Origin of the sequence: Actinosynnema sp. NPDC020468 (assembly GCF_040642015.1) — a bacterium.
Lineage (GTDB): Bacteria > Actinomycetota > Actinomycetes > Mycobacteriales > Pseudonocardiaceae > Actinosynnema.
This window is the reverse complement of sequence record NZ_JBFAEO010000062.1, coordinates 1-21,799: the sequence shown is the minus strand read 5'-3', so window position 1 is coordinate 21,799 and position 21,799 is coordinate 1. Positions and strand designations below refer to the sequence as shown.

15 protein-coding genes are annotated in these 21,799 nt (G+C 71.3%); 11 read left to right on the top strand and 4 right to left on the bottom strand.

The features are described from left to right. Nucleotides 1-28: 28 nt before the first annotated feature. Together AB0G50_RS31790 and AB0G50_RS31785 are read left to right on the top strand one after the other, a co-directional pair. Entirely contained in the window at nucleotides 29-1,036 is a 1,008-nt protein-coding gene (locus AB0G50_RS31790) for a Gfo/Idh/MocA family oxidoreductase (RefSeq protein WP_360116199.1), read from the top strand. Then, a complete protein-coding gene (locus AB0G50_RS31785; protein ID WP_360116196.1) occupies nucleotides 1,033-1,491 on the top strand; it encodes a heme-degrading domain-containing protein in 459 nt (152 codons plus the stop codon). Before AB0G50_RS31790 ends, AB0G50_RS31785 begins: the two co-directional genes overlap by 4 nt. Before the next feature lie 884 nt (nucleotides 1,492-2,375). Here the strand turns inward: AB0G50_RS31785 and AB0G50_RS31780 are convergent. Continuing rightward, complete coding sequence (locus AB0G50_RS31780) at nucleotides 2,376-3,479, bottom strand: serine hydrolase domain-containing protein (protein ID WP_360116193.1); 1,104 nt, start codon at nucleotides 3,477-3,479, stop codon at nucleotides 2,376-2,378. Between the two features lie 256 nt (nucleotides 3,480-3,735). On the opposite strand from AB0G50_RS31780, the gene AB0G50_RS31775 reads away from it, so the two are divergent. Then, entirely contained in the window at nucleotides 3,736-5,400 is a 1,665-nt protein-coding gene (locus AB0G50_RS31775; RefSeq protein ID WP_360116190.1) for a glycosyl hydrolase family 18 protein, read from the top strand. A gap of 106 nt (nucleotides 5,401-5,506) precedes the next feature. On the opposite strand, the gene AB0G50_RS31770 is transcribed toward AB0G50_RS31775, so the two are convergent. Beyond that, complete coding sequence (locus AB0G50_RS31770) at nucleotides 5,507-7,687, bottom strand: ATP-dependent RecD-like DNA helicase (RefSeq protein WP_360116187.1); 2,181 nt, start codon at nucleotides 7,685-7,687, stop codon at nucleotides 5,507-5,509. A gap of 109 nt (nucleotides 7,688-7,796) precedes the next feature. Here AB0G50_RS31770 and AB0G50_RS31765 point away from each other — a divergent pair, with 109 nt between their 5' ends. From AB0G50_RS31765 to AB0G50_RS31755, 3 genes are all read left to right on the top strand, one after another. Next, nucleotides 7,797-8,465: a response regulator transcription factor gene (locus tag AB0G50_RS31765; RefSeq protein ID WP_360116184.1), complete on the top strand. Its 669-nt coding sequence runs from the start codon at nucleotides 7,797-7,799 to the stop codon at nucleotides 8,463-8,465. Between the two features lie 56 nt (nucleotides 8,466-8,521). Continuing rightward, on the top strand, nucleotides 8,522-9,436 hold the full coding sequence (locus tag AB0G50_RS31760; RefSeq protein ID WP_360116274.1) for an ATP-binding protein: 915 nt from the start codon (nucleotides 8,522-8,524) through the stop codon (nucleotides 9,434-9,436). Between the two features lie 79 nt (nucleotides 9,437-9,515). Next, entirely contained in the window at nucleotides 9,516-10,856 is a 1,341-nt protein-coding gene (locus AB0G50_RS31755) for a DUF4173 domain-containing protein (protein WP_360116181.1), read from the top strand. On the opposite strand, the gene AB0G50_RS31750 is transcribed toward AB0G50_RS31755, so the two are convergent. Then, nucleotides 10,831-11,676 carry an alpha/beta fold hydrolase gene (locus AB0G50_RS31750; RefSeq protein ID WP_360116178.1) on the bottom strand — a complete coding sequence of 282 codons (846 nt, stop codon included), beginning with the start codon at nucleotides 11,674-11,676 and terminating at the stop codon, nucleotides 10,831-10,833. The genes AB0G50_RS31755 and AB0G50_RS31750 overlap by 26 nt on opposite strands. 1,151 nt (nucleotides 11,677-12,827) lie before the next feature. Between AB0G50_RS31750 and AB0G50_RS31745 the strand changes: the two genes are divergently transcribed. From AB0G50_RS31745 to AB0G50_RS31735, 3 genes are all read left to right on the top strand, one after another. Next, nucleotides 12,828-13,958 (top strand): mechanosensitive ion channel domain-containing protein, encoded by a 1,131-nt coding sequence (locus AB0G50_RS31745; protein ID WP_360116175.1) that lies wholly within the window; start codon nucleotides 12,828-12,830, stop codon nucleotides 13,956-13,958. Nucleotides 13,959-14,038: 80 nt separating this feature from the next. Continuing rightward, nucleotides 14,039-14,434, top strand: coding sequence for a hypothetical protein (locus tag AB0G50_RS31740; protein ID WP_360116172.1), 396 nt, complete (start codon nucleotides 14,039-14,041; stop codon nucleotides 14,432-14,434). Nucleotides 14,435-14,482: 48 nt separating this feature from the next. Next, the gene (locus AB0G50_RS31735; RefSeq protein WP_360116169.1) at nucleotides 14,483-15,223 is read left to right on the top strand and encodes a putative protein N(5)-glutamine methyltransferase; all 741 of its coding nucleotides are present in this window, start codon (nucleotides 14,483-14,485) and stop codon (nucleotides 15,221-15,223) included. 58 nt (nucleotides 15,224-15,281) lie between these two features. Here AB0G50_RS31735 and AB0G50_RS31730 read toward each other — a convergent pair whose 3' ends face one another. Further along, the gene (locus tag AB0G50_RS31730; RefSeq protein WP_360116166.1) at nucleotides 15,282-18,527 is read right to left on the bottom strand and encodes a S8 family serine peptidase; all 3,246 of its coding nucleotides are present in this window, start codon (nucleotides 18,525-18,527) and stop codon (nucleotides 15,282-15,284) included. Nucleotides 18,528-18,783: 256 nt separating this feature from the next. On the opposite strand from AB0G50_RS31730, the gene AB0G50_RS31725 reads away from it, so the two are divergent. After that, the gene (locus AB0G50_RS31725) at nucleotides 18,784-19,605 is read left to right on the top strand and encodes a hypothetical protein (RefSeq protein WP_360116163.1); all 822 of its coding nucleotides are present in this window, start codon (nucleotides 18,784-18,786) and stop codon (nucleotides 19,603-19,605) included. Between the two features lie 399 nt (nucleotides 19,606-20,004). After that, nucleotides 20,005-21,660, top strand: a complete 1,656-nt coding sequence (locus AB0G50_RS31720; RefSeq protein ID WP_360116160.1) for an FAD-binding dehydrogenase — start codon at nucleotides 20,005-20,007, stop codon at nucleotides 21,658-21,660. Nucleotides 21,661-21,799: the final 139 nt, after the last annotated feature.

Here is a 21,799-nt window from a genome sequence, read left to right as displayed (position 1 = left end):
AGTAAACGGTGTTGTTTTAATGGGGATCATGGGACTGCGGGTGGGACTGGTCGGGTACGGACTCGCCGGACGGGTGTTCCACGCGCCCCTGATCGCGTCGACACCGGGGTTGACCCTGGCCGCGATCGTGACGTCCTCGGCGCAGCGCCGGGCTTCGGCCTCGGCGGCGCACCCGACCGCCCTGCTGGTGTCCACTGTGGACGAACTGCTCGCGCTGAAGCCGGACCTGGTGGTCGTGGCGACGCCGAACGACACGCACGTGCCCGTCGCGCTCGCGGCGGTGGCGGCCGGCGCGGCCGTGGTGGTGGACAAGCCGTTCGCCGGGACGGTCGCCGAGGCGACGCGGGTGGTCGAGGCGGCGCGGGCGCGGTCGGTGCCGTTGACGGTGTTCCAGAACCGGCGGTGGGACTCGGACTTCCTGACGCTGCGGTCGTTGTTGGACGCGGGCGCGCTGGGGACGGTGGCGCGGTTCGAGTCGCGGTTCGAGCGGTGGTCGCCTGACGTGGTCGAGGGGTGGCGCGAGTCGCCGGGCGGCGGGGTGCTGCACGACCTCGGGTCGCACCTGGTCGACCAGGCGGTGGAGCTGTTCGGGCCGGTGCGGTCGGCGTACGCGGAGGTGGCGGCGCGGCGGGCGTCGGCGGTGGCGGACGACGACGTGTTCGTGTCGTTGACGCACGTGGGCGGGGTGCGGTCGCACCTGTGGGCGTCGGCGTGCGCGGCGCACCACGGGCCGCGGTTCCGGGTGCTGGGGTCGAAGTCGGCGTACGTCAGCTACGGGTTGGACGGGCAGGAGGAGGCCCTGTCCCGGGGTGAGCGGTGTGACGACCTGTCGACGCCCGGGCTGCTCGGGGTGCTGTCGAACGCGGTGCCGGTGTCGGGGGTGCCCGGTGCGTACGGCGAGTTCTACCGGCTGGTGGAAGCGTCGCTCACGTCCGGAGGGCCCCTACCGGTGGACGTCGGGTCGGCGGTCTACACACTGGGCGTGTTGGAGGCGGCGGTGACGTCGGGTGCTACGGGACGGGTGGTGGAGTTGTGAGCCTGCTGGACGAGTTGGCCGAGCAGGAGGTCAGGTTGGTGTTCCCGTCGTTCGACCACGAGACGGCGGTGCGGTTGGGGATGCACCTGCTGTCGGCGGCGCGGGAGCAGGGGTTGCCGGTGGTGGTGTCGGTGCGCAAGGGCGGTCAGCGAGTGTTCCACGCGGCGTTGCCCGGCACGTCGGCGGACAACGACGACTGGATCGACCGGAAGAGCCGGGTGGTCGACCGCTACGCCCGCAGCTCGTTCCACGTCGGCGAGACGTTTCGCGCGAAGGGTCGCGATTTCGACCGCGACTCCCGCCTGGACCCCGCGGTCTACGCGGCACACGGCGGCGTCTTCCCGGTCCTGGTGAAGGGCACCGGCATGGTCGGCACCGTCGGCGTCTCCGGCCTCCCCCAGGCCGACGACCACGCTTTCGTGGTGGCCCAACTGGAATCGTTCCTGGAGAGGTGACGCGTGGGAGCCTCCCTGCCCGGAGGCTCCCACGCCCTCGTTGAACTGCCCCCACGTCCCCTCGTTCCCTTGCCCTCTTGCCCCATTGCCCCATTGCCCCATTGTTGAACAATCTCCTCGACCCATTGTCGAATCGTTCAACAATCCGACAGCAGAACAATCCCCACCTTGAACGATGACCGCACAAAAGTCGGTGACGGCGGCGCGGCGGCGGCAGAGGCTCGGCGGTGGCGGACGCGCGGCGGCGGTGGCGGTGCGGCGGCGGTGGCGGTGGCGGTGCGGCGGCGGTGGCAGCGGTACGGCGGTGGTAGCGGTGGCGGCGGCGATGGCGCGGCGATGGCGGACGCCTGGCGGCGGCGGGGCGGCGGGGTCGGGATTGGGGCGCGTAGAAGATCGCGTGAGCGAGCGAAGGCACCGGGGCCAGGAGACCTGCTGAGAGGCCAAGGTGGATGTCGGTGCGGCTGCCCGTGCTTCTGTGGCGCTTCTGGGGTTTCCGTGGCACTTCTGCGCGCTTCTGGGGCAGTTCTGGGCACTTGTGGGGCAGTTCTGGGCACTTCTGCGCGCTTCTGGGGCGCCTCTGGGCACTTCTGGGCACTTCTGCGACAGCTGGGTCGGTCGGCCTCGTCCCGGAGACCGAACGGCGCGCCGGGTCGGGAGAGGCTTGGCTCGCCTGACTGAGAAGTCGGGATGTTGATCCCAGGCGTCAATCGGTGGCGTCAATCGTGGGGCTTGAAGGGTTGGGGTGTAAGGGAAGGCGGGCAGGACTGGGGGGTCCGGTCCTGCCCGCCTCCTGGGTGCGGGGGTGCGCCCTCACGCCGGTCCCCGCTCCCCGGGCCGAGCACCCGCGGCGGCAGGGGCGCTCGGAGGTCGGGACGGGCCGACTGTCAGCAGAAGACCTCGGTCAGGACCTTCTGGTAGCCGCCCAGGGTGCCCTCGCGCGGGGCCGAGGTCAGGGAGATCTCCAGGCGGGTGGAGGTGTCTCGGGTCGAGAGGGCGGCGGAGAGGTAGCCCGGGATGCCCCCGTCGTGGCCCCACACCGTCACGCCGCAGGACAGGTCGGTGGAGTAGATGCCCAGCCCGTACCCGCGGGTGGACGGCAGGGTGTGGGTCAGTTCCTTCTGCTCTGCGGGCTTCAGCAGCCGGCCGTCCAGCAGCGCGTCGAAGAAGCGGTCCAGGTCGGCGGTCGTGGAGATGATCTCGCCCGCCGCGTACGCGGCCGACGGGTTCAGCCTGGTGATGTCCACCGGCACGCCGGCGACCTCGTAGTAGCCGTGCGCGTGCGGGCCGGGCACGTCGACCCGGTCACCGGGCAGCGAGGTGTCGCGCAACCCCAGCGGCGCGAGCACCCGGCGTCGGACGGCGTCGCCGTACGGTCGCCCGGTCACCTTCTCGACCAGCAGTCCGGCGACGGCGTAGTTGGTGTTGGAGTAGGCCCACGACGTGCCCGGCCGGAAGTCCAGCGGGTGGGCCGCGGACAGCGCGACGAGCTCGCGCGGGTCGCGGTGGTCGTAGCGGATCTTCTCGAACTCGGCCGGATCCTGCGGGATGTCGTTCGTGTAGTTGTAGAGCCCGCTGGTGTGCTGCAACAGGTTGCGGACGGTGATCACGTCGCCGTCGGGCAGCAGGCCGGGCAGGTACCGCGACACGGGCGCGTCCAGCGCCACCCGGCCTTCCCCGACCAGCTGCAACACCACGGTCGAGACGAACGTCTTGGTGATGCTGCCGATCCGGAACCGGCCGTCGGTCGGCACCGGCTGTGACGAGTCGATCCGCGCCGTGCCGCTGCGCGCGGTGAACGACCGGCGGCCGTCGACCACCCGCAGCTGCACCCCCTGCGCGCCCGTGCGGGCCAGTTCGTCGAGGCCCTCCTGGACGACCTTGCGGTCGATCCGGTCCCCCTTGTCCACCGGGTCCGCGAGCGCGGTGCCGGTGGAGATCGTGGCGGCGATCCCTAACGCGACCGCCAGTGCCAGTCCCCTCTTGCCCATCAACGTGGTCCTCCCTGGTCGACGCCGATACCCGAAGTCTGTGGGTACCGCACCCCGCACCACGTCCACCCGGGGTCTGGTCCCGGTACCCACTTTCGGCCCACCCACCCTTAGTGGCCGGTGCCGGGTGGAAACGCTCCCACCCTGAGGAACGCTACTCCATTCGAGTGACAGAAGTGGTCTAGACCTTGCTTCGTGAGTGGTCTGAACCACATGGTGCTCTCAACCCTGCACTCCTTTCCTGACAAGGAGCACGATGTCCAAGAGTCGATGGCATCTCACAGCGCTGTTCGTGGCGGCAGCCACGGCCGTCGCCGGCCTCGTCGTGGCCCCTGCCGCCAGCGGCGCGGGCGGCGTCTCGGCCACGTTCACCAAGGGCTCCGACTGGGGCAGCGGCTACGAGGGCAAGTACACCATCAAGAACGGTGGCACCTCGGCGCTCACCTCGTGGACGGTCGAGTTCGACCTGCCCGCGGGCCACAAGATCAGCTCGGTCTGGGACGGCACGCAGACCACGAGCGGTCAGCACGTCACGGTCAAGAACTCGTGGAACGGCAACATCGGCGCGGGCGCGTCGATCAGCTTCGGCTTCAACGCGACCTACACCGGCGCGTTCGCGGCCCCGCTGAACTGCAAGCTCAACGGCGCGTCGTGTGAGGCGGGTGGCAACCCGACCTCGACCACCAGCCCCACCACGACGACCACGACCACCACGACGACGACCACCACGACGTCGACCACGAGCACCACCCCGTCGACCACCACGACGACCCCCACCACGACCACGACGGGCAACCCGCCCCCCGGTCTGAAGAACCTGGGCTACTTCACCCAGTGGGGCGTCTACGGCCGTCAGTACTTCGTGAAGAACATCGTCACCTCCGGCTCCGCGGCGAAGCTGACGCACCTGAACTACGCGTTCGGCAACGTGCAGAACGGCCAGTGCACCATCGGTGACGCGTACGCCGACTACGACATGGCGTACACCGCCGCCAACTCCGTGGACGGCGTCGCCGACACGTGGGACACCGGCGCCCTGCGCGGCAACTTCGGCCAGCTTCGCAAGCTGAAGAAGGCCTACCCGAACATCAAGATCCTGTTCTCCTTCGGTGGCTGGACCTGGTCCGGCGGCTTCGGCCAGGCGGCGGCCAACCCGGCCGCGTTCGCGGACTCCTGCTACAAGCTGGTCGAGGACCCGCGTTGGGCCGACGTGTTCGACGGCATCGACATCGACTGGGAGTACCCGAACGCCTGTGGTCTCACCTGCGACACCAGCGGTGCGGCCTCGTTCAAGAACCTGCTCTCGGCGGTCCGCACCCGCTTCGGCGCCAACAACCTGGTGACCGCGGCGATCACGGCCGACGGCAGCAGCGGCGGCAAGATCGACCTGGCCGACTACGCCGGCGCCTCGGCCTACGTCGACTGGTACAACGTCATGACCTACGACTTCTTCGGCGCGTGGGCGGACAAGGGCCCGACGGCTCCCCACTCCCCGCTGACGTCGTACGCCGGCATCCCGCAGGACGGCTTCAACACCGACGCCGCGCTCCAGAAGCTCAAGACCAAGGGCGTCCCGTCGTCCAAGCTGCTGCTGGGCATCGGCTTCTACGGTCGCGGCTGGACCGGCGTCACCCAGGCGGCGCCCGGCGGCACCGCCACCGGCGCGGCTCCCGGCACCTACGAGGCGGGCATCGAGGACTACAAGGTCCTCAAGACCAAGTGCCCGTCCAACGGCACCATCGCCGGCACCGCGTACGCGTTCTGCAACGGCCAGTGGTGGAGCTACGACACCCCGGCCACGATCAACAGCAAGATGGCCTACGCGAAGTCGCAGGGCCTGGGCGGCGCCTTCTTCTGGTCGCTCGACGGTGACACCAGCAACGGTGAGCTGATCACCGCCATCGCGGGTGGCCTGAAGTAACACCCCCGGCAAGTCCGAAGGGCCCCTGCGGGCGTCTCCCCCGCAGGGGCCCTTCGCGTTGCCCGGTCCGGGCGTCGTCCACCACCGGGCCGCGGTCGCGGGCCGGTCAGGGCAGGCGTCGGGCCAGGCGGTGGTCGAGGGCGGTGTGCCGGCGGCCGGCGCCGACCGTGCGGACGGCCTGGCCGATGGCCTTGCGCGAACCGACCAGCACCACCAGCTTCCGGGCGCGGGTGACGGCCGTGTAGAGCAGGTTGCGCTGGAGCATCATCCACGCGCTCGTGGTGATGGGGATGACCACGCACGGGTACTCGCTGCCCTGTGAGCGGTGAATCGTCATGGCGTAGGCGTGGGTCAACTCGTCCAGCTCGCCGAACTCGTAGTCCACGTCCTCTTCCTCGTCGGTCCGGATCGTCAGCCTCTGCTCCACGGCGTCGATCCCGGTGACCACCCCCAGCGTGCCGTTGAACACCCCGTTGGCGCCCTTGTCGTAGTTGTTCCGGATCTGCGTCACCTTGTCGCCGACCCGGAACACCCGACCGCCGAAGCGGCGTTCCGGCATGTCCTCTTTGGACGGTGTCAACGCCTCCTGTAGCAACGAGTTCAGCGCGCCGGCGCCCGCCGGACCGCGGTGCATGGGCGCGAGCACCTGCACGTCGGTGCGCGGCTTGAAGCCGAACTTGCGGGGGATCCGGTTCGCGACCACGTCTACGGTCAGCGTCGCGGCGTCCTCGGCCTCGTCCACCGGGAACAGGAAGAAGTCCGGAAGTCCCTGCACCACCGGGTAGTCGCCCGCGTTGATCCGGTGCGCGTTGGTGACCACGCCGGACTGCCGCGCCTGCCGGAACACGTGCGTCAGCCGCACGTTCGGGATCGGACCGCCCTCGGCGAGCACGTCCCGCAGCACCTCGCCGGCGCCGACCGACGGCAGCTGGTCCACGTCGCCGACCAGCAGCACGTGCGCGCCGGGCGCGATCGCCTTGAGGAGCTTGTTGGCCAGCAACAGGTCGAGCATCGACGCCTCGTCCACCACGACGAGGTCGGCGTCCAGCGGCCGGTCGCGGTCGAACGCCGCGTCGCCGCCCGGTCGCAGCTCCAGCAGCCGGTGCACGGTCCGCGCCTCGTGCCCGGTCAGCTCGGCGAGCCGCTTCGCCGCGCGGCCGGTCGGCGCGGCCAGCACCACCTTCGCGCCCTTGGCCGCGGCCAGCCGCACGATCGACCGCACGGTGAAGCTCTTGCCGCAGCCCGGTCCGCCGGTCAGCACCGCGACCTTCTCCGACAGCGCGAGCCGGACCGCCGCGTTCTGCTCGGGCGCGAGTTCCGCGCCCAGCCAGGCGAACGCCCGGTCCCAGTCGACGGTGCGGAACGCGGGCATCCGGTCGACGTCGGCGCGCAGCAACCGGAGCAGTTGGCCGGCGAGCGAGATCTCCGCGCGGTGGAAGGCGTTCAGGTAGATCGCGGGCTCGCCGTCGGGCAGCACCTCGCGCACCACGCCCTCCTCGGCGACCAGTTCGGCCAGGCAGTCGATGACCAAACCGGTGTCCACCTGGAGGATCCTGATCGCGGCGCCGATCAGCTCGTTCTCCGGCAGGAAGCAGTTGCCGTCGCCGGTCGCCTCGGACAGCGTGAACTGCAACCCCGCCTTGACCCGCTGCGGGCTGTCGTGCGGGATGCCGACGGCCTTTGCGATCACGTCCGCGGTCCGGAACCCGATGCCCCACACGTCGGTGGCGAGCCGGTAGGGCTCCTGCCGGACCACCTCGATCGCCTTGTCCTGGTACTGCTTGTAGATCCGCACGGCGAGCGAGGTGGACACGCCGACACCCTGGAGGAAGACCATGACCTCCTTGATCGCCTTCTGCTCCTCCCACGCCGCCGCGATCAGCTTCGTCCGCTTGGGCCCGAGCTTGGGCACCTCGATCAGCCGCTCGGGCGCCGTTTCGATGACCTCCAGCGCGTCGACCCCGAAGTGCGTCACGATCCGGTCCGCCAGCACCGGCCCGATGCCCTTGATCAGCCCGGAACCGAGGTAGCGCCGGATGCCCTGGACGGTCGCGGGCAGCACGGTCGTGTAGTCGTCGACGTGGAACTGCTTGCCGTACTGGGGGTGCGAGCCCCACCGACCGCGCATCCGGATCGATTCACCGGGTTGCGCGCCGAGCAGCGCGCCCACCACGGTGATCAGGTCGCCGCGCCGCCCGGGGTCGACCCGCGCGACGGTGTACCCGGTCTCCTCGTTGGCGAAGGTGATCCGCTCCAGCACCGCCTCGAGGAACGCCTCGCCGCCCACCGGCTCCCCCTTCCCGCCCCGCGGCGCCAACCGTACCCAGTGGCGTCCTCCACAGGACGTTCACATCTCGCACCGGGGCCCACCACACCCGCCACCTACAGTCGGTGCCATGACGCGTCGGGTGCTGGTGGTGGAGGACGACCTCACGATCGCCGGGTCGGTCGCCGCGCGGTTGCGCGCCGAGGGGTTCGAGGTCTCGGTCGCGCACGACGGGCCGGGCGGGGTGGCGGCGGCCCGCGACGGGCGGCCGGACCTCGTGGTGCTGGACGTGATGCTGCCCGGGTTCGACGGGTTGGAGGTGTGCCGGCGGATCCAGGCCGACCGGCCGGTGCCGGTGTTGATGTTGACCGCCCGCGGCGACGAGACGGACCTGCTGGTGGGACTGGCCGTGGGCGCGGACGACTACCTGACCAAGCCGTTCTCGATCCGGGAGTTGGCCGCGCGGGTGCACGCGCTGCTGCGGCGCGTGGAGAAGGCCGAGTCGGCGCGGCGGATCGCGGTGGCGGACCTGGAGATCGACCTGAGTGAGCGGCGGGTGCACCGGGCGGGCGAGGAGGCGCACCTCACGCCGACCGAGTTCGAGCTGCTGGTGCACCTGGCGCGGCGGCCGCGGGCGGTGCAGACGCGGGAGCGGTTGCTCGGCGAGGTGTGGGGTTGGCCGGAGGGCACCGGCACGCGGACCGTGGACAGCCACGTGAAGGCGTTGCGGCGCAAGCTCGGCGGTGATCTCATCCGGACCGTGCACGGCGTCGGCTACGCGCTGGAGGTGCCGCGGTGAGGCTGCCGCGACCGCTGGACCGGGTGCCGTCGATCAAGGTGAAGCTGGGCATCCTGATGGTGGCCTCGGGCGCGGCGGCGTTCGGGTTCTTCCGGTTCCAGGTCGACCTGCTGCCGATGCGGACCGTGTTCACCGCGATGCTGATCGCGGTGGTGACCTCGCAGGTGCTGGCGCACGGGATGACGCGGCCGTTGCGCGAGATGACGACGGCGGCGCGGGCGATGCGGCGGGGCGACTACAGCTCGCGGGTGCGGGCGACCGCGCGGGACGAGGTGGGCGAGTTGGCCGCGGCGTTCAACCGGATGGCGGCCGACCTGGAGGTGGCCGACCAGCGGCGGCGCGAGCTGATCGCGAACGTGTCGCACGAGTTGCGGACGCCGATCACAGCGCTGCAAAACGTATTGGAAAACGTCGTGGACGGCGTCGTGCAACCCGACTCGGAAACCATGCACACCGCGCTCGCGCAAACCGAACGGCTCGGTCGATTGGTGGCCGAACTGCTGGACCTCTCGCGCATCGACGAGGGCGCACACCGGCTGGACAAGGCGCCGTTCGCCGTGGCCCGACTGCTGGACGAGGCGGTCGCGGAGGCCTCGGTGGCCCGGCCCACCCGGTTCGCGGTGTCGGTGACTCCGCCCGACGCGCTAGTGTGCGCCGACCGGGCCCGGCTGCACCAGGTGGTCGCGAACCTGCTGGACAACGCGGTCCGGCACGGCCCGCCGGGCGGTGAGGTGCGGGTGACGGCGTCGGTGGGGGCGGAGTTCGTGCTGGAAGTGTCGGACGACGGTCCGGGCATCGCGCCCGAGGACCGCGACCGCGTCTTCGAGCGCTTCACCCGCGGCGAGCGCACCGACAGCGGTGGCACCGGGCTGGGCCTCGCCATCGCCCGCTGGGTGATCACCCTGCACGGCGGGACCATCGGCGTGGTCGACGCGCCGGGGTGCCGGATCAGGGCCTCGATACCCCTCTGACCCGAGGGGTTTTCCGGATGTGACGGCCGCGCGGTAGGGCCGCGGGTTTGTGCTACCCGGACAAAAGCATTGGCGGGTAATGGCTTCAGGGGAGGAGCGCGTGGTGGGCGGCGGGGTGTGGCGGGTGCTGGGACTCGGTGTCGTCGGGGGTGCGGTCGCGGCGGTGGTGGTGCCGGTGGACCGGGCCGGCGTGGGGTGGTTCGTGGCGGCGGCCGTGGTGCTGGGCCTGGTGCGGCGGGTGCGGGTCGGGTGGGCGGCGCTCGCGCTGGGGCTGTTCGCGATGGGCGGGGTGATCGGCGCGCCGTGGGTCTGGTGGCCGTGCGCGGTGGCGGGGTGCGCGGCCGTGTCGTTGGCGGTGGCGGGTGGGTGGACCGGGTTGGGCGTGCTCCGGGGCGCGGTCGCGGTTCCGCTGGCGGCGGGACGGGCGGTGCCGTGGGTGCGGGACGGGGTTCGGGGCGGGATGGCGCCGGGGGTGGCGCGGTCGGTGCTGGTGACGTTGGTGGTGCTGGGGGTGTTCGTGCCGCTGTTCGCGGGCGCGGACGCGGCGTTCGCCGGGTTGCTGGGCGATCTGCTGCCGGACGGGGCGGGGCTCCTGTCGGTCGCGGTGTTCGTGGTGGTGGGGCTCGGCACCGTCGGCGCGTGCCTGCTGGTGGAGCGGCCGGTGGTGGACGTGGCGAGGCCGGTCGGCACCCGGTTCGCGCGGCGGGACTGGGTGTTGCCGGTGTGGGCGCTGGTGGTGCTGTTCGCGGTGTTCGTGGCCGTGCAGGCGACGACGTCGTTCGGCGGCAACCGGCACGTGCTGGAGACCGCCGGCCTCACCTACGCCGAGTACGCGCGAACCGGGTTCTGGCAGTTGCTGGTCGTCACGGTGCTCACGCTCGGGATCATCGGGGTCGTGGCGCGGCACGCGGAGGACGCGGACCGGCGGATGGCGCACGGGCTGCTCGGCGGGTTGGCCGTGCTGACGCTGGTGATCGTCGCGTCGGCGCTGTCGCGGATGTGGACCTACCAGCAGGTGTACGGGTTCACCGTGCTGCGGGTGCTGGTCATCGCGTGCGAGCTGTGGCTGGGCGTGGTGTACCTGCTGCTGCTCGCGGCGGGCGCGACGGGCGGCGCCCGCTGGGTGCCGCGCGCGGTGGTCGCCACCGGGTTCGGGGTGCTGCTGGGCCTGGCCGTGCTCAACCCGGACCGGTTCATCGCCGACCGCAACATCGACCGGTGGGAGCGGGCCGGGCAGCTCGACGTCTGGTACCTCCACGAGCTGTCCGACGACGCGGTGCCGGCGTTCGACCGGCTGCCCGAGGGGTTGCGCGGGTGCGCGTTGATGGGGCGCGAGCGTGCCGACGACGGCTGGCGGTCGTGGAACCTGGGCCGGGTGCTCGCGCAGCCCCGTCTCAGGCCGATCCCGTGCGAGCCGTGATGTGCTCGGTGACGAGTCGGGCGATTTCCCCGGCGTGCGTGATCGGCGCCCAGTGGCCGGCGTCGAGCACCCGGCGGCGCAGGTCCGGGGCCCAGAGGTGGACGTCGGCCAGGACGCCCTCGGTCACGTAGTTGTCCCGCAGCGGTTGCACGAGTTGGACCGGGATGGTCGTTCGGCGTTCGCGCGGGGCGCGGAGGCGGGGGATGAAGTTGGCCCGGTACAGGGCGATGCCGTTGATGGCGTCGTCCACAATGGACGGTGAGGCGGGCTTCCGCACACCTTCCAGCGCGGCCAGGACGCGGTGCCAGCGCGGGCCGAGGACGCGCCACACCAGGGGTGCGAGGACCGGGACGTGGAAGGCGACGACGTACCAGGAGTGCAGGAGTTGGCGCAGGCGCGCGCGGGTGAGCGGACCTCGCCTCCAGTGGCCGACGTGGTCGAGGCACGGGCCGGAGATGGTGGTGTACGAGGCGATCCGCGCGCCGGGCGTGGTGACGGCCTCCCAGGCCTGGATCGACCCCCAGTCGTGCGCGACGACGTGCACGGGCCGATCCGGGCTGACCGCGTCGACCACCGCGAACAGGTCCCGCGCCAGAACCGGCAACCGGTAGGCCGCCAACCCGCGCGGCGCGTCCGAGGCACCCGCACCCCGCACGTCGTAGGTCACGACGTGGAACTCCTCGGCGAGGACACCCACCACCCCGTCCCAGACCGCGTGCGTGTCGGGATAGCCGTGCACCAGCAGGACGGTCGGCGCGCCACGATCACCGTGCTCGTAGACCGCGAGCCGAACCCCACCGGACTCCACCCGCACACCCACCACCAATCCCTTCCCACCACCGCGCCGGCACAAGCTACTCGACGGTAGCAACCGTGCCGGACAACCACAACGCACCAGAACCGACCACCCAGCCCACCTGATCCACCGGGCCGCAACCACCGCCACACCCACCGGCCCGCTCGCGCCGACCGCACTCCCAGGTGGCACCGACAGGCCGACACCCGCCGACCGCGAAGCCCGCAACCGCCCGCCCCAACGCCCCGCCCTTTGGCGACCCCAACTGATTCGACCGCCCCCGGCCGCCTCAATCAGCCAGCCATCCTTGGCCACCCCCAGCCGCACCCGACCAACCCCCTGGCCGCTCCCGACAACTCCCGGCGGTTCTCCGGCACTCGACCGGCACTCGGCTGGCTTGACGGCGCTTGGCGGTGCTCGGCCAACTCGGCGGGTGCTCGGCCGGCTCGGCAGTGCCCGGCCGGCTTGGCGCTGCTTAGCCAGCTCGGCGGTGCTTCGCGGCTCGGCAGTGCTCGGCCGGTCCGGCAGTGCTCGGCCGGCTCGGCAGTGCTCGGCCACGTTTGGCCGACTCGGCGACGTTCGGCGACGTTTGGCGGGCTTGGCGGGCTTGGCGGGCTTGGCGGGCTTGGCGGGCTTGGCGGGCTTGGCGGGCTTGGCGGTGAGTGAACCATTCAACAGGTGGATCCACCTACCTGGGGATTGTTGAACAATTCGACATTCCAACGAGGGGCAACATCGCTGCGGCGTGGATTGCCCTACGCATGGATTGCTCCACATGGGGATCGCTCTATGTGGGGATTGTTGAACAACTGAACGTGGCTACTGCGGTCCGGCGCCTCGGGTGGCCATCGGGTCTGGGGGCCGAGGTTGAGCAGCGCGGAGGCTGCGCTGTGCGGAGGTCGGGTGGTGCGGAGATCGGGTGGTGCGGGCGAGGTCGTGGGGGAAGCGAGGGGTGGGAAAGCTCGGGGTGGGGAAGATCGCACCGGGGCGTATCAGGGCTGAATGGCGCGGTGGGTGGGTACGCGTCGGGGACGTGCTCGTCGCCGAGCGCTTGGCACGCCCGCGCGGTGGCGGCGTCGGAGGACCGGCTCGGGGATGGGTTTCCGGGGGTCCGCCGCGTGGGGAAGGCGGCGTGGGGAAAGGTCAAAAATCGACACCGAGGAGGTGCCCGGATCGTGTTCGCTGCCGTCACGTTCGTCGGATCGGTGCTGGTCGCGCTGGTGCTGGTGACGCTTGTGCACCGCGTCGTGCGGCGGATCGGCCGTCGGTCGCAGTTGTTCGCGAACCTGGCCCGGCAGGCGCACAAACCGGCGGTCGCGGTGGCGGTTCTCGTTGCCGTGCAGAGTTCCACCGGGCTCGTCGTCGGCGCGGAGTGGCGGCCGGTGGCGCTGCACGCCGTCGGGATCGCGCTCATCCTGGCGGGCGCGTGGTTGTTGGCCGCGTTGCTGGTGGTCCTGGAGGACGCGACTCTCGCCCGGATCCGCGTCGACGTGTCCGACAACCGCCACGCCCGGCGCGTGCACACCCAGATCACCCTCGTCCGGCGGGTCACCGTGGTCGTCGTCTCGGTGCTGGCCGCGGCCGCCGTGCTGATGACGTTCCCGGCCGCCCGCGCTGCCGGCACCAGCCTGCTCGCCTCCGCCGGCGTGATCGGCGCGATCGCCGCCCTGGCCGCGCAGTCCTTGCTGGGCAACGTGTTCGCCGGCGTGCAGATCGCGTTCAGCGACGCCCTCCGGCTGGACGACGTGATCGTGGTCGAGGAGCAGTGGGGTCGGGTCGAGGACATCACCCTCACCTACGTCGTGGTGCACCTGTGGGACGACCGGCGGCTGATCCTGCCGACCTCGCACTTCCTGACCAAGCCGTTCGAGAACTGGACGCGCACCCAGTCGGCGCTGCTCGGCACGGTCGAACTGGACGTGGACTGGACCGTGCCGGTGGAGGACCTGCGCCAGGAACTGCGGCACGCCCTGGAGGGCAACGAGCTGTGGGACGGCCGGGTGTGCGTGGTCCAGGTGACCGGCGCGGTCAACTCGTTCGTGCGGATCAGGGCGCTGGTCAGTGCGGCCGACGCGGGCCGGTTGTGGGACCTGCGCTGCCTGGCCCGCGAGCACCTGGTGAACTGGCTGCGCGACCACCACACCGGCGCGCTGCCCCAGGTCCGCACCCGGGAACTGCCGCGCGCCAACGCCCGCGTGCCGGCCCAGCCGAACGCCGAGGCCAACTCCGACGCGCGGGTGTTCGGCGAGAGCGCCGACGGCCAGGAGCGCGTGCAGGCGTTCAGCGGCCCCGACCAACGCCCCTGATCCCGCCAGGCCCCGAGCCGTGCAACCCGGCACCGCCCGCGTTCCGTCCTCGGTGCGGGGACGGACGTGGAGGGTCGGACATGCGCGTGCTGCTGATTGCCGTCGGACTGCTGGTGCTGGCCGGGTGCGGTGCCGAGGAACAGACCGGGAGTGACCTGTTGATCGCGAGTGCCGAGGTGACGACGACCGTGCCGACCACACCTTCCTTGCCGCCCAACGGGAAGGCCGCACTCGATCAAGCGGCACGCGAAGGGCGTGCGGCGGTGGTGCTGGTGCTGTCCACCGAGCACGACGCCGCGGACCGGGTCGGCAAGGCGATCACCGACCTCGGCGGCACGGTCGAGGCGGCCGACGCGCGGATCGGCTACCTGCGGGTGTCGGTGCCGGTCGGACTGGTCAAGCAGGTGCTGACGGTGCCGGGCGTGCGGCAGGTCGACGTGGACGAGCCGCTGAGCAACGCGGACCCGACGCCGTAGCGCCCGCGACGACCGCGGCGCGCCGGTGGAGCCCGTAGATTCTGCGGGGTGTCGGACCCCGTGATCACCGCGCTGCGGACGGCCGGCTGCGTCTTCGCCGAGGACGAGGCCAGGCTGCTCCGCGAGACCGCGCGCACCCCCGAAGAACTCGACGCCCTGGTGCGCCGCCGCGTCGTCGGCGAACCGCTGGAGCACGTGCTGGGCTGGGCCGAGTTCGCCGGACGCCGGTTCGCCGTCGCGCCGGGCGTGTTCGTGCCGCGGCACCGCACCGAGTTCCTGGTGGACCTGGCCGTGGGACTCCTCGAGCCGGGCGACGTCGTGCTGGACCTGTGCTGCGGCACCGGCGCGCTGGGCGCGGTCGTGGCGGACCGGGTGGACGTCGAGCTGCACTCGTCCGACGTGGACCCGGCGTCGGTGGAGTGCGCGCGCCGCAACGTGCCGACCGCCTACCTCGGCGACCTGTTCGACCCGCTGCCGACCGTCCTCAAAGGACGGTTCGCCGCCGTGCTGGCCAACGTGCCGTACGTGCCGACGGACGCGATCGCCCTGATGCCACCGGAAGCCCGCGACCACGAGGTGCGGGTGGCCCTGGACGGCGGCCCGGACGGCCTCGACGTGCTGCGCCGGGTGGCCGCGGAAGCACCGGACTGGCTCGCGCCGCGCGGCCACCTGCTGTCCGAGATCGGCGAACGCCAGGCGGAAGCCGCCCTGGAGGCGTTCGAGGCGGCCGGCCTGTCCGCCCGCCTCGCGCAAACCGAGGACGCGCTCGTGATCCTCGGCCGGAACTGACGGAACCGCCCCCCTGCTCACCGGAGCAGGAGGGCGGTTCCGTTGTCCTACAAGGGAACTACACCACGTTGTTCACGACGACCGCGCTGCGGCCGACGACGGCGCCCTCGGACGTCTGCACGGTGAGCTCACCGCGCAGCACCCGACCCGCACCGGCCTGGCCGGTGGCGGTGACGGTGCCCGGCACCGTCCACGTCGCACCGGCGGCGTGGTCGGCGTTGGCGTCGGTCACGTCGACCGAGCCGAGGCCCGGCACGGCGAAGACGTCGATGTAGTCGTACTCCGTGGTGGGCGTCGCCACCGCGTAGCCGTCGATCTGGACGCGCCAGAGGCCGGCGGCCGGGTTCGCGACCGTCGCGGACTCCTCCGAGTCGCCGTCCGCCGACTGCGCCGCCGTCACACAGGTGCCGGTGGTGCAGTTGAGCACGAACAGGTCGAGGTCGGCGGTGACGTCACTCGTGTTGCCGATGGTGGCGCGCAACGAGGTGGCACCCGCGGGCACCGTCACGTCGTAGAACTGCGACTGCCCGAGGGCGATGCTCGGCCGGGACGACTTCGCGCTGCCCAGCGCGCCGCCGACGAGGCGGCCGTTGAACGACGCGAGCGTGTTCGCCACGGTGTACGAGCGCGCGATCGGCGTGCCGGCGGTGGCCGAGTCGATCGTGTCGGGGTTCGGGCTGATCGCGGTGCCCAGGACCGACGCGGTGACCGAGTACGGCGCCACGTCGGCGTCGGAGGTGCGACGCGCCTCGACCACGATCTCCCACACACCCGGCGTCGGGTTGGTCACCGTGCGACTGGTCGGCGAACCGAGGCCACAGCCGGCGCCCGCGTCGGGGTTGTAGCAGTTGGTGGAGGTGTTGGAGTCGAACGGGACGCCGTACGGGTCGTAGCGCAGGAAGCGCAGCTGACCCTTGCCCGCGGCACCGCCACCGGTGAAGTCGACCTTCAGCGCCGAGGTGCCGACCGGCACCTTGACCCAGAAGCTCTGCGACTGGTTGCGCGGCAGGTTGCCGGTCTTGGTGACGGCGTACTTGCCGGCCGCGGTGAACTCGTCCGAGGCGAACACCGAGTTGAGGGTGAACACGTCGGTGCCGCGGGTGGCCGGGTTGTCCAGCTTGAGCACGGCCGAGTGCGCGCCCGCCTTGGTCGGGTTGACCTTGACCTCGAACTGGACCGGCGTGTTCAGCGGCAGGCTGACGAGCGACTTCGAGGAGAAGGTGCCGTCGTTGCCCTGCCACTTGACCAGGAACTGCTGGTTGGTCGCCGGACCGTCGGTGCGGGTCAGGGTGTAGGTGCGGGTGTAGGCCTGGCCGACCTTGACGCCCTCGCGGTCGTGGATGCCGACGCCGATGCCCGGGGTCTTGAGCGAGCCGGACAGCACGGTGTTCACCGGCACGGAGGTGGTGACGGCCTGGATGTTCTCGTGCGCGTCCAGGGACTCCCACGCCTTGATGGTGTTGAACAGACCCGCGCCCTGCTCGTAGGCCTGGAGCGAGGAGACCCACCTGGCCGAGGAGTAGATCGCGTTGCGCAGCTGCGCGGCGGTCGGGCGCTCGCCCTTGTGCACGGCCTTGTACGCGCTGATCAGCAGCGCGGCGGCGCCGGTCGCCTGGGGGGCGGCCATCGACGTGCCGTTGAACATGGCGTAGCCGGGCGGCAGCTCGTAGGTGCCGGCCACCGGGCCGGGCGCCTGCCACTGCGGGGTGGTCGAGATCGCCGAGCCGGGCGCGACGATGTTCGGCTTGAAGCCGCCGTCCTCGGCCGGGCCGCGGGAGGAGAAGCCGTGGAGGCCCTCCGCCTGCTTGGTGACCGAGCCGTAGTTGGACAGCCAGGTCTCCTTGGTGATGTAGGAGCCGACGCTGACCGCGTCCGTCGCGACCGACGGGTCGCCGACCGAGTTCGCGCCCGCGCCCGAGTTGCCCGCCGAGATGAACAGCTCGACGTTGTACTCGTTGATCACGCGGTTGTAGAGCTCGGCGCGGGCGTTGTTGCCGTCGTTGAGGGTCGGCAGGCCGCCGATCGAGATGTTGACGACGTCGGCGCCGTTGCGGGCCGCGTAGAGCACACCGTCGACCAGGCCGGAGCTGGTGCAGGAGGCGCTGGAGAGGCAGACCTTGACGGCCATCAGCTTCGCGCCGGGCGCCGCGCCCGCGGCCTTGCCGCCGCCGAACAGGCCGTTGGCCGAGGTGATGCCCGCGACGTGGGTGCCGTGCGCCGCGGCGGCGATGCCGATGTTGACGTACGCGGTGCCCTGGTTGTCGTAGATCGACCGGTCGGTCTGCACGACGAACGCCACGGTGTCGAGGACCGGGGTCGCCGGGTTGTCGACACCGAAGTGGCCGACGTCCTTCTTGACCTTGTAGTCGATCATCGGCTTGTCGTCGGTGAAGTCGCCGTTCTGGTTGACGTCGACCCGCACCTCCTTCGTGGTGATGTCCTGGAGGACACCGAACACGTCGGTGCGGTCGCCGTCGCGGTTGACGTCGCCGCCGGTCTCGCTGCCCGCCTGGCCGAAGTCGCCCGCGGTCTCGGAGAACTTGCCGAAGCTGTACGGACCGCCGGTGGCGGGCGCCTTGTAGGTCGCGCCGCCGGTGGTGAACGGGCCGTTGTAGCGACCCGCGACCTGCACCCAGCTGCCGTCACCGGAGTTGGTGGCGTTGGCGTTGTACCAGTCGACGATCTTGGTCTCGCCGGTCGTCGTGGTCTTCAGCGCCGGGTGGTCGAGGTCGATGCCCGAGTCCAGCACCGCGATCGTCGTCCCGCGACCGTCCCACTTGGGGTTGATCTGCGCGAACTGCGCCGCCTGGGTGTCCTGGGTCGGCATGTACGGGTTCTGGCGCGGGGTGTTCTTGTTCGGCGCCTTCTGCGGCAGCGGGGCCTGCGAGCCGTCGGCGCGCGGGTCGTCCAGCTTGACCAGACCGTCGACGTCGACGGCGTTGACGGACGCGAGCTTCGCGGCCTTCTCGGCCTTGTCGCGCGGCACGGAGACCTTGAGGTAGTCGACCTCGCGCTCCGTCGACTCCACGACGCCGCCCAGCGCCTTGAGGTCGTTCGTGGCGGAGTCCAGCTTGCCCTTCTCGGCGGCGACCAGGAGCGTGACGTTCGCCTGGCCGGCCTTCTCGGCCTCGGCCAGGCGTTCGCGGTCCTGCTTGTCGAGCGTCTTGTCGGCGGGCGCGGGAGCGTTCGGCGCCTCTTGCGCGACGGCCGGAGCGGCGGCGAAGCCGAACCCAGTCGTGCCCAGCACGGCTGCCAGCACGGCCGCACCGGTGCGGTGTCTCCACCGACTTCCTGAGTTGATCACGGCGCAAACCCTTCGTGGGGAAAGATTGGCGCAAGCACATCCCTCCGGGACTGCGCGAACAATCAGTCAAACAGCCCAACAACTCAGTCCACATTGGACTGAAAGGCGTATTGCGCGAGCGCGCGAGAAGTGCCGCACAACAACGAAACGGTTGCGGCCCCTCCAGTCAAGAGCCGACTGACGGGAAAGTCAAAGACTGTCAACGGTGAATCCCGCCACTCGTCCTTTGGACGGTAACAAATCGCACTTCGGCACGATGTCCCGCACACTGGGCGACATCGAGGAACCGCCGTTGATCGACCGCATCGCCGACGAGCTGTACGGGTTGCCGCCGGCCCGGTTCGTCACGGCCCGCGACGCCCACGTCCGGGCGTGCGCGGATCGGGCGCTGGCCAAGGAGATCGCCGCGCTGCGCAAGCCGACGCTGTCCGCGTGGGCGCTGAACCGGTTGGCGCGCCAGGCTCCCGAGGACCTGGCCGCGGCGGCGGCGCTGGGCGAGGAGCTGCGGTCGGCGCAGGAGGAGTTGCGCGGCGGCGCGCTGCGGGAACTCGGGGCGCGGCGGCGCGCGACGCTGGCCGCGCTCGTGCAGCGGACCGGCGAACTGGCCGCCGGTGGTGGTCACCCGCTGGGCCCGGACGCCGTCGCCCAGGTGCGCGCCACGCTGACCTCGGCGTTGGCCGACGCCGTCCTCGCCGCCCGGATCCGGGCGGGTCGGCTGGTCAAGCCCGTCGAGCAGTCCGGTTTCGGCCCGCTGACACCCGGCACCGCGCCCGTGCCGGACGACCTGGCGCCGCGCCGCGAACGCCGCCGGGAGCGCGAGCTCGGCCGGGCCCGCGAGGACATCACCGAGGCGCGCAAGGGTCTGCGGGACGCCGAGGAGGTCGTGACGCGGACCGCGCGGGCCCTGGAGGAGGCCGAGGACCGGACCGCCGAGGTGCGCGCGGAGCTGCGCCGGGCCCAGCAGGCGGAGGCCGCGGCGGGCGTCGAGGCGACCCGTGCGCGCAGGCGGGCGGACACGGCGCGTGACCGCCTGGCGAAGGCCGAACGGCGGATGAGCGACCTCCGCGGTGACGCTTGACACCTCGGGAACACTTCCCATTCACCGTCCGTTCTTGTAGTGGTCGGCACGCGGACGCCGCGCCAGGCGTCGGGTGTCCCCCGGTCGCCTCCCCCCGGAGATCGACGGGACACCCCTCCCCGAGACGCCCCGGCGCGCCCGCGTCGCCGACCGCCGTCGGCCGGACGGTAAATCCCCCCTCACCGAACGGCCGGCGGCCCGCAACTCCCACCCATTAGTGGCCGACAAACCCTTGAAAAGTGTGGAAAAGACGTCCACAAGCAATGCGGCCAGGCTCCTTTCCACCCATTCGACCGCCTCGCCCTCCCCCGAACGCAGCCACTCACCAAACATGAACATCCTTCAGATCGGGTGTCCGGAATCCCTTGCGGACGCCCCTGATCGCCCTAAACTCGGCGGATGGCACTGGACGCGGACGTGATCGTCGTCGGAGGCGGGCTGGCGGGCCTCGTGGCGACCGCCGAACTGGTCGACGCGGGCCGCAGGGTGATCCTGCTGGACCAGGAGCCGGAGGCGTCGCTCGGCGGCCAGGCGTGGTGGTCCTTCGGCGGCCTGTTCCTCGTGGACACACCCGAGCAGCGCCGCCTGCGGGTGAAGGACTCGGCGGAACTGGCCCTCCAGGACTGGCTGGGCTCGGCCGCGTTCGACCGCCCCGAGGACGAGTGGCCGCGCCGCTGGGCCGAGGCCTACGTGCACTTCGCGGCCGGCGAGAAGCGCTCCTGGCTGCACGCGAAGGGCGTCCGCTGGTTCCCCCTCGTGCAGTGGGCCGAACGCGGCGGCTACCTGGCGAGCGGCCACGGCAACTCGGTACCCCGCTTCCACGTCACCTGGGGCACCGGCCCAGGCCTGGTCGCCCCGTTCGAGGCCCGCGTCCGCGAGGCGGTGGCCCAGGGCCGGGTCACCCTGAAGTTCCGCCACCGCGTCACCGCCCTGTCCCGCACGGCGGGCGTCGTCGACGGCGTCGAGGGCGAAGTCCTCGAACCCTCCACCGCCGACCGCGGCGCACCGTCGTCCCGCACCGTCGTGGACACGTTCTCCCTACGAGCCCAGGCGGTGATCGTGACCTCCGGCGGCATCGGCGGAAACCACGACCTGGTCCGCCGCAACTGGCCGACGAGAATGGGCACCCCGCCGAAGCACCTGCTCTCCGGCGTCCCGGACAGCGTCGACGGCCTCCTGCTGGCCGCGGTGCGCGAGGCCGGCGGCAACGTGATCAACGAGGACCGCATGTGGCACTACCCGGAGGGCATCGCGAACTACGCCCCGGTGTGGTCCCACCACGGAATCCGCATCCTGCCGGGCCCGTCGAGCCTGTGGCTCGACGCCGAGGGCAACCGCCTCCCGATCCCCCTGTTCCCGGGCTTCGACGCCCTGGGCGCCCTGGAGCACATCGTGAAGACGGGCCACGACCACTCGTGGTTCGTGCTGAACCAACGCATCATCGGCAAGGAATTCGCTCTCTCCGGCTCCGAGCAGAACCCGGACCTGACGGGCAAGGACGTGAAGTCCGTCCTGAAACGCGCCCTCCCCGGCGCGATGGCCCCGGTGGAGGAGTTCGCGAAGCGCTCCAAGGAGTTCATCTTCGCCACCAACGTCCAAGACCTGGCCGCAGGCATGAACGCCCTCACCGGAACCAACGCGATCAACCCCACCACCTTGGAATCCTTGATCCGCGACCGGGACCGCCAGGTGGAATCGGGCCTGGGCAAGGACATGCAGCTCAACGCGATGCGCGAAGCCCGCAGGTTCCTGACGGACAAACTGATCCGAGTGGTCGAACCCCACCGCCTCCTGGACCCGAAGGCGGGCCCCCTGATCGCAGTCCGCCTGTCCATCCTGACCAGAAAAACGCTGGGAGGCCTGCACACCAACCTGGACGCCCAGGTCCTGCAAGAGGACGGAACCCCCCTCCCAGGCGTCTACGCCGCAGGCGAATCAGCAGGCTTCGGCGGAGGCGGAATCCACGGCTACCGAGCCCTGGAGGGAACCTTCCTAGGCGGTTGCCTCTTCTCCGGCCGCAAAGCGGGCCAAGCAGCAGCCCAGGCAACGGCCTAACGCACACCCACCCACGCGCCGCAGGGCGCGCAGCCCAAGCCAGTGGCCTCGTGTTCTCCCCGTATGGCCTGGGCGAAGCCCAACCGCATGTGTCAAGGGGGCACCGAACCGCCCAACCGCCGCCCAAACTCGACAACGG

Bases quoted from the DNA above. Each gene is read 5' to 3' on its own strand.
- AB0G50_RS31790 (WP_360116199.1), top strand. From the start codon at position 29: ATGGGACTGCGGGTGGGACTGGTCGGGTACGGACTCGCCGGACGGGTG.
- AB0G50_RS31780 (WP_360116193.1), bottom strand. From the start codon at position 3,479: ATGGGCAAGAGGGGACTGGCACTGGCGGTCGCGTTAGGGATCGCCGCC.
- AB0G50_RS31775 (WP_360116190.1), top strand. From the start codon at position 3,736: ATGTCCAAGAGTCGATGGCATCTCACAGCGCTGTTCGTGGCGGCAGCC.
- AB0G50_RS31765 (WP_360116184.1), top strand. From the start codon at position 7,797: ATGACGCGTCGGGTGCTGGTGGTGGAGGACGACCTCACGATCGCCGGG.
- AB0G50_RS31760 (WP_360116274.1), top strand. From the start codon at position 8,522: ATGGTGGCCTCGGGCGCGGCGGCGTTCGGGTTCTTCCGGTTCCAGGTC.
- AB0G50_RS31755 (WP_360116181.1), top strand. From the start codon at position 9,516: ATGGCTTCAGGGGAGGAGCGCGTGGTGGGCGGCGGGGTGTGGCGGGTG.
- AB0G50_RS31740 (WP_360116172.1), top strand. From the start codon at position 14,039: ATGCGCGTGCTGCTGATTGCCGTCGGACTGCTGGTGCTGGCCGGGTGC.
- AB0G50_RS31725 (WP_360116163.1), top strand. From the start codon at position 18,784: ATGTCCCGCACACTGGGCGACATCGAGGAACCGCCGTTGATCGACCGC.
- AB0G50_RS31720 (WP_360116160.1), top strand. From the start codon at position 20,005: ATGGCACTGGACGCGGACGTGATCGTCGTCGGAGGCGGGCTGGCGGGC.